General features: G+C 60.5%; 6 protein-coding genes and 1 pseudogene. 5 read left to right on the top strand and 2 right to left on the bottom strand.

Annotated features, from left to right (window positions below):
• A pseudogene (locus NTD89_RS12390) lies at positions 1–353 on the bottom strand (hypothetical protein); the annotation flags it as partial.
• 143 nt (positions 354–496) lie between these two features.
• Between NTD89_RS12390 and aroC the strand changes: the two are divergent.
• From aroC to NTD89_RS12370, 4 genes are all read left to right on the top strand, one after another.
• Positions 497–1,588, top strand: a complete 1,092-nt coding sequence (gene aroC / locus NTD89_RS12385; protein ID WP_262207949.1) for a chorismate synthase — start codon at positions 497–499, stop codon at positions 1,586–1,588.
• A 52-nt stretch (positions 1,589–1,640) separates the two neighbouring features.
• Positions 1,641–2,807, top strand: coding sequence for an MFS transporter (locus NTD89_RS12380; RefSeq protein WP_410017209.1), 1,167 nt, complete (start codon positions 1,641–1,643; stop codon positions 2,805–2,807).
• A complete protein-coding gene (locus NTD89_RS12375) occupies positions 2,804–3,334 on the top strand; it encodes an acireductone dioxygenase (protein ID WP_262207945.1) in 531 nt (176 codons plus the stop codon). Before NTD89_RS12380 ends, NTD89_RS12375 begins: the two co-directional genes overlap by 4 nt.
• Before the next feature lie 206 nt (positions 3,335–3,540).
• Positions 3,541–3,807: a response regulator transcription factor gene (locus tag NTD89_RS12370; protein WP_262207943.1), complete on the top strand. Its 267-nt coding sequence runs from the start codon at positions 3,541–3,543 to the stop codon at positions 3,805–3,807.
• Positions 3,808–3,865: 58 nt separating this feature from the next.
• On the opposite strand, the gene NTD89_RS12365 is transcribed toward NTD89_RS12370, so the two are convergent.
• Entirely contained in the window at positions 3,866–4,144 is a 279-nt protein-coding gene (locus tag NTD89_RS12365) for a DUF3509 domain-containing protein (RefSeq protein WP_016970113.1), read from the bottom strand.
• A gap of 393 nt (positions 4,145–4,537) precedes the next feature.
• Here NTD89_RS12365 and NTD89_RS12360 point away from each other — a divergent pair, with 393 nt between their 5' ends.
• Positions 4,538–6,364 (top strand): long-chain-acyl-CoA synthetase, encoded by a 1,827-nt coding sequence (locus NTD89_RS12360; RefSeq protein WP_262207941.1) that lies wholly within the window; start codon positions 4,538–4,540, stop codon positions 6,362–6,364.
• The last annotated feature ends 45 nt before the right edge of the window (positions 6,365–6,409 follow it).

Genomic DNA, 6,409 nt, shown 5'->3' with positions numbered 1-6,409 from the left:
GGGCGGGGGGGGGGGGCCCCCGCCCCCCCCCCCCCCCCCCCCCCCCCCCCCCCCCCCCCGCGCTTGTCGTAGCGCACGCTGGCAATGTTGTGTCGGGCAAGCACCCAGGCCAGGCGCTTGAGGCTGTCGTTGCGTGCGCCGTCGGCACTGTTGCCGTTACGGTCGGTAGGCCCTGAGCCGGCAATGATCAACACCACCGGCACCGGCTTGTCGGATTGGGGCAGTAAAAGCGAGCCAAACAGCTCGCCGTTGCCGGTGTCCAGGCTGATCGGCCGTTGCAGCACGACAGGGGAGGCGGCGAAGCCCAGGCTGGAAAACAGGGTGAGGGTTAAAAGCAGAACTCGCAGCATCATCGCGCCATCATCAGGAAGGTGCCGGTTGGACCAACGTCTACCGGTAAGGTTTCGAGGATGAACTAGTCGGTTAGCCCGCGTATACTGGCCGCCTTAAGTTATTACGGTTGACTTGATTCAACTGATTTCACGGAGCGCCCTGCATGTCCGGCAATACCTTCGGCAAGCTGTTCACTGTCACCACCGCGGGCGAAAGCCATGGCCCGGCATTGGTCGCCATTGTCGATGGCTGCCCGCCAGGCCTCGAGCTGTCTCTGGACGACCTGCAGCGCGAGCTCGACCGCCGCAAGCCCGGCACCAGCCGCCACACCACCCAGCGCCAGGAGCCTGACGAAGTCGAGATTCTCTCCGGCGTGTTCGAAGGCCGCACCACCGGTTGCGCTATCGGCCTGCTGATTCGCAACACCGACCAGAAGTCCAAGGACTATTCGGCGATCAAGGACCTGTTCCGCCCGGCACACGCCGACTACACCTACCATCACAAATACGGCGAACGCGACTACCGTGGCGGTGGCCGCAGCTCGGCGCGCGAAACCGCGATGCGCGTGGCTGCCGGTGCCATCGCCAAGAAATACCTGGCCACTCAGGGCATCGTGATCCGCGGCTACATGAGCCAGCTGGGTCCGATCGAGATCCCGTTCAAGACCTGGGACAGCGTCGACGACAACGCTTTCTTCAGCCCCGACCCGGACAAAGTGCCGGAACTGGAAGCCTACATGGACCAGTTGCGCCGCGACCAGGACTCCGTCGGCGCGAAGATCACCGTGGTTGCCGAAGGCGTCAAACCTGGCTTGGGCGAGCCGATCTTCGACCGCCTCGACGCCGAGCTGGCCCATGCGCTGATGAGCATCAATGCGGTTAAGGGCGTGGAAATCGGCGCCGGTTTCGCCTGTGTGTCCCAGCGCGGCACCGAGCACCGCGATGAGCTGACCCCGCAGGGTTTCCTCAGCAACAACGCGGGCGGCATCCTCGGCGGTATTTCCTCGGGCCAACCGATCGTTGCGCACCTGGCCCTCAAGGCCACGTCGAGCATCACCACGCCAGGCCGCTCGATTGATGTGCACGGCAACCCGGCGGATGTGATCACCAAGGGCCGCCATGACCCGTGCGTCGGCATCCGTGCCACGCCGATTGCCGAAGCCATGATGGCCATCGTGTTGATGGACCACCTGCTGCGCAACCGCGGGCAAAATGCCGATGTGCACGTGAAGACGCCGGTGCTGGGCCAGCTGTGACAGCCGGTGGCGGGCGAGCTTGCTCAGGCAGGGCCGCGAAGCGGCCCCCTGCATGGTGAGCCCGACCCTCCCGTACTGGCGCCTGTCCAGCTTCTACCTGTTCTACTTCGCCCTGCTCGGGGCGACGGCGCCGTTCCTGGCCCTGTACTTCGATCATCTTGGGTTCTCCAGCGCACGCATTGGTGAGTTGGTGGCTATCCCCATGCTGATGCGCTGCGTGGCGCCCAACCTGTGGGGCTGGCTCGGCGATTACACCGGGCGGCGCCTGGCCATCGTCCGGTTTGGCGCGGTATGCACGCTGACCAGCTTTTCACTGATTTTCTTCAGCAAGACCTACGCCTGGCTCGCGCTGGTGATGGCCCTGCATGCGTTCTTCTGGCACGCCGTGTTGCCGCAGTTTGAAGTGATCACCCTGGCCCACCTGCAAAAGCAGACCTCGCGCTACAGCCAGATCCGCCTGTGGGGCTCGATTGGTTTCATCCTCACCGTGGTGATCATGGGCCGCCTGTTCGACTGGCTGAGCCTGGACATTTACCCGGTGGTGGTCGTGGTGATCATGGCCGGCATCATCGGTGCCAGCCTGTGGGTACCGAATGCGCAACCCGCGACCCACGACAATCGCCTGGCCGGTGACGGTTTTCTCAAGCAATTGCGCAGCCCTGGGGTGCTGGCGTTTTATGCTTGCGTGGCGCTGATGCAAATGAGCCACGGCCCGTATTACACCTTTCTCACCCTGCACCTCGAACATCTGGGCTACAGCCGTGGCGTGATCGGCATGCTCTGGGCCTTGGGCGTGGTCGCAGAAGTGCTGATGTTTCTGGCCATGAGCCGCATCCTCACGCGCTTTTCGGTGCGACGGGTGCTGCTGGCAAGTTTCCTGTTGGCGGCCGTGCGCTGGTTGTTGCTGGGCTCATTCGCCGAATTTTTCTGGGTGCTGCTGCTGGCGCAAGTGATGCACGCGGCCACCTTTGGCAGTTTTCACGCGGCGGCGATTGCCTTTGTGCAACGCAGCTTCGGCGCTCGCCAGCAAGGCCAGGGCCAGGCGCTGTATGCCGCACTGGCCGGCACTGGCGGCGCATTGGGCGCGCTGTATGCCGGTTATAGCTGGAACCTGTTGGGGCCGACCCTGACCTTCAGCATCGCCAGTGTCGCGGCCCTGGCCGCCGCCCTAATCATTGGCTTTCGATTGCAAGAGCCGAATAAAGGAACCGTGCAATGAGTTATGTCGCTGTTTATCCGCTCGCCACACCCGATACCCCGAACAAGGTGTTGACCCACTTCGACGATATCGTCTCGACCCTGGTTGAGCACGGCGTGGGTTTTGACCGCTGGCAGCCCAGCCCCCTCGAAAAGGGCGCCAGTGACGCTGAAATGATCGCGGCGTACCAGTCGCAGATCGATGCCCTCGGCTACGGCTCTGCTCAGGTATTGAGCGTGACGGGCGACCATCCGCAGCGCGCCGAATTGCGCGCTGAAGGCCTCAAGGCGCGTCGCTACAGTGCAGACAACGTGCATTTTTTCATCGCGGGCCAAGGCTTGTTCTGCCTGCTCGTGGGCGAGTACGTCTACGCCGTGCGTTGTGAGAAGAATGATGTGCTGGTGGTTCCGGCCGGAATGCCGCATTGGCTCGACGTGGGTGAAAATCCGCACTGTGTGGCGCTACGTTTATTCCATACAGCCGAAGGGTGTGTGCCTCGGTTCACCGGCGAGCACAGTGCCGCTGGTTTTCCAGGCTTGGACGATTAAGCGCGAATAGTTGAATGTTCAACCCCGGCAGGTTGGAAGTTGTTGTGGGAAGGAACTTATATAAATGTAAGACGTAGCTGTTTATGCGGCGCCTTATGCTTTCAATCTATTCGTTATGTAACTCTCCCGACTCAATGTTTATACCGCCTGTCAATCGCAGGAATCCGAAAGGTGGTATGGCATCCACTGATACAGGAGAGAGAGTGATGAGTGGCCCAGAGCAGCCGTGTCGTGCGCTTGCCGTGCCGAGCGCCGTTGGAAAACGCCTGAGCCTGGCCGGCAAACCCCTGACGCCGACAGAGCTGGAAATCCTGCGCTGGGCCTCGGAAGGCAAGACCGTCTGGGAAATCAGCCAGATTCGCGCCACCTCCCAAGCCACGGTTAAATTCCATCTGCGTAACATCTACCTCAAGCTGCAAGTCACCAACCGCGTGCAGGCGATGAACGCAGCTGCCCGCCAGGGGCTTTGCTGAAGGCACAAAAAAAGGCCGCGACGCTCGACGGCGTCGCGGCCTTTTTTGCTCGGATTACTCAGGCCGAATGGTAGGTCGGCAGGGCAAAGCGATTCTGGCTTTGCAGCATCGAGATCTGTGGCAGCTCGCTGGCTTGTTCGGCCAGGTCGCGGCGAATGGCGCTGATGACCCAGGTCAGTTGGTCAGCGGTGTGCAGTTGTTGGTACGAAATCGAACGCTTGACCTGTTTGCCTTCGCTGTTGCGCAGGGTCAACAGGATCCCGCCGTCTGGGCGTGGCTGAGTGGTGACGTCGTATTGGGAGAATACAGAAGCGAATTTATCTTGGATCAGGCTCATGTCTATCAGCTCCGTTGGCTCAAGTTGGCAAGCATGGAGTGATAGGTGCAGTGATTGTGCCAGTATTGGATTGTCTAAAAAATCGTTATAAATCAACAGGTTAAAATTTTATAAGTTTTTCACTTTCGTGCAATTTGCATGAAAGGCCATCGTGCATCCTGCATTTTGCGTTATCGGGGCCGGGCATTTCGCTCCCCGTTACAGTTAATGACCGCATCGGCGCCGCGCAATTCCCTATTTCATGCTGGGCGGTACGGGATACAAAACTTTTCAAATCCCACATGTACAGCCGAAGAATGGCAGGCGTATTTTCCTGCAAGGCATTTGACCTCTTCCTACAGGGCCGAGGCTGTGTCTGGATCATACGAAGAATAAGAAAAAGGACGTTCCGCCATGAACCATCCGCACGACGACATGATCACCTGGGGCAAGCTACTGCGTAAGGTGCCGGCGATAGTTCGGGCCCTGCCACGCGTGGTACGCGGCATGCGCGCCGCGAACGTCACCGATCCCAGCCAGCCCTGCGGCCTGGGATGGCAATTCGAACAGGCCACCTCTCGTAACCCAGATGGCGCGGCGCTGTTATATGGCGACAGTGTGCTCAGCTACGCCCAAGCCAACCAGCGTGCCAACCGCATTGCCCATCACCTGCACGAGCAGGGCATCGGCAAGGGGGATGTGGTCGCGTTGTTCATCGAAAACCGCCCTGAACTGCTGTTGAGCGTGTTGGCCGTAGCCAAGCTGGGTGGCATTTGCGCAATGCTCAATACGTCGCAAACCCAGGCAACGCTGGTGCACAGCCTGAATCTGGTGAGCCCGGTGGCAATCGTGGTGGGCGCAGAGTTGGTGGCGGCCTACACGACCGTGCGTGAGCACGTGGCAATCGCCGCGCACAGGACCTGGTTTGTCGCCGATCAGCATTCAAGCACGCCTCCTGAAGGCTATACCGACCTGATGGCCGCCAGTGCCGACGGCTCGGTGGAAAACCCCGCCAGTACCGGACAAGTGTTCTTCAACGACCCCTGCTTCTATATCTACACCTCCGGCACCACGGGCTTGCCCAAGGCCGGCATCATGAAGCACGGGCGCTGGACCAAAACCGCGGTCAGCTTCGGCAGCATCGCGCTGGACATGGGCCCGGATGACGTCCTCTATTGCACGTTGCCGCTGTACCACGCCACCGGCCTGTGCGTGTGCTGGGGCTCGGCGATTGTCGGGGCCTCGGGCTTTGCCATCCGGCGTAAATTCAGTGCCAGCCAGTTCTGGGACGATGCGCGCAAATTCAACGCAACCACCCTGGGCTATGTCGGTGAGTTGTGCCGCTACCTGCTCGATCAGCCCGCCAGCGCTCAGGATCTCGATAACCGCGTGACCAAGATGGTCGGCAATGGCCTGCGTCCCGGCGTGTGGGCGCAGTTCAAGCAACGTTATGGCGTTGAGCATGTTTGCGAACTGTATGCCGCCAGTGACGGCAACATCGGATTCACCAACGTGCTGAATTTCGACAACACCATCGGCTTTTGCCTGCAGCACTGGGCACTGGTGGACTACAGCAACGACAGCGGTGAACCGGTGCGTGGCGGCGACGGCTTCATGCGCAAGGTGCAAACGGGCGGGCAGGGGTTGTTACTGGCCAGGATCGATGAAAAGTCACCGTTCGACGGCTACACCGACCCGGAAAAGAACCGCAAGGTGGTGTTGACCGACGTGTTCGAGAAGGGCGACCGCTATTTCAATACCGGCGACTTGTTGCGCAGCATCGGCTTCGGCCATGCGCAATTTGTCGATCGCCTGGGCGATACCTATCGCTGGAAGGGCGAAAACGTCTCGACCACCGAAGTGGAGAACGTGCTGCTGCAACATCCGCAGATCGCCGAAGTGGTCGCTTACGGCGTCGAGATCGAAAACACCAATGGCCGCGCCGGCATGGTCGCCATCACGCCAAGTGAATCCCTGGCCTCGCTGGACATGCGTGAATTGCTGCAATTCGCCCACGGCCAGTTGCCGCATTACGCGGTGCCGTTGTTCCTGCGGATCAAGGTGAAGATGGAAACCACCGGCACCTTCAAGTATCAGAAAGTGCGTCTCAAGGAGGAGGCCTTCGACCCGGGCAAGGCCGGCAATGACCCGGTGTATGCGTGGCTGCCGGGCTCGGATTGCTATGTGCCGGTCACCGGCGACGTGTTGGCGCAGATTCAGGGCGGGCATTTCCGTTATTGAAAGCAGCGCTATTGATTCTGCCTATGAGCGCTTTTGGCAAAAAAG

The organism is Pseudomonas sp. 14P_5.3_Bac1 (assembly GCF_025466135.1).
GTDB lineage: Bacteria > Pseudomonadota > Gammaproteobacteria > Pseudomonadales > Pseudomonadaceae > Aquipseudomonas.
The sequence above is the reverse complement of the archived record's forward strand: the minus strand, read 5'-3'. Positions and strand labels throughout refer to the sequence as shown.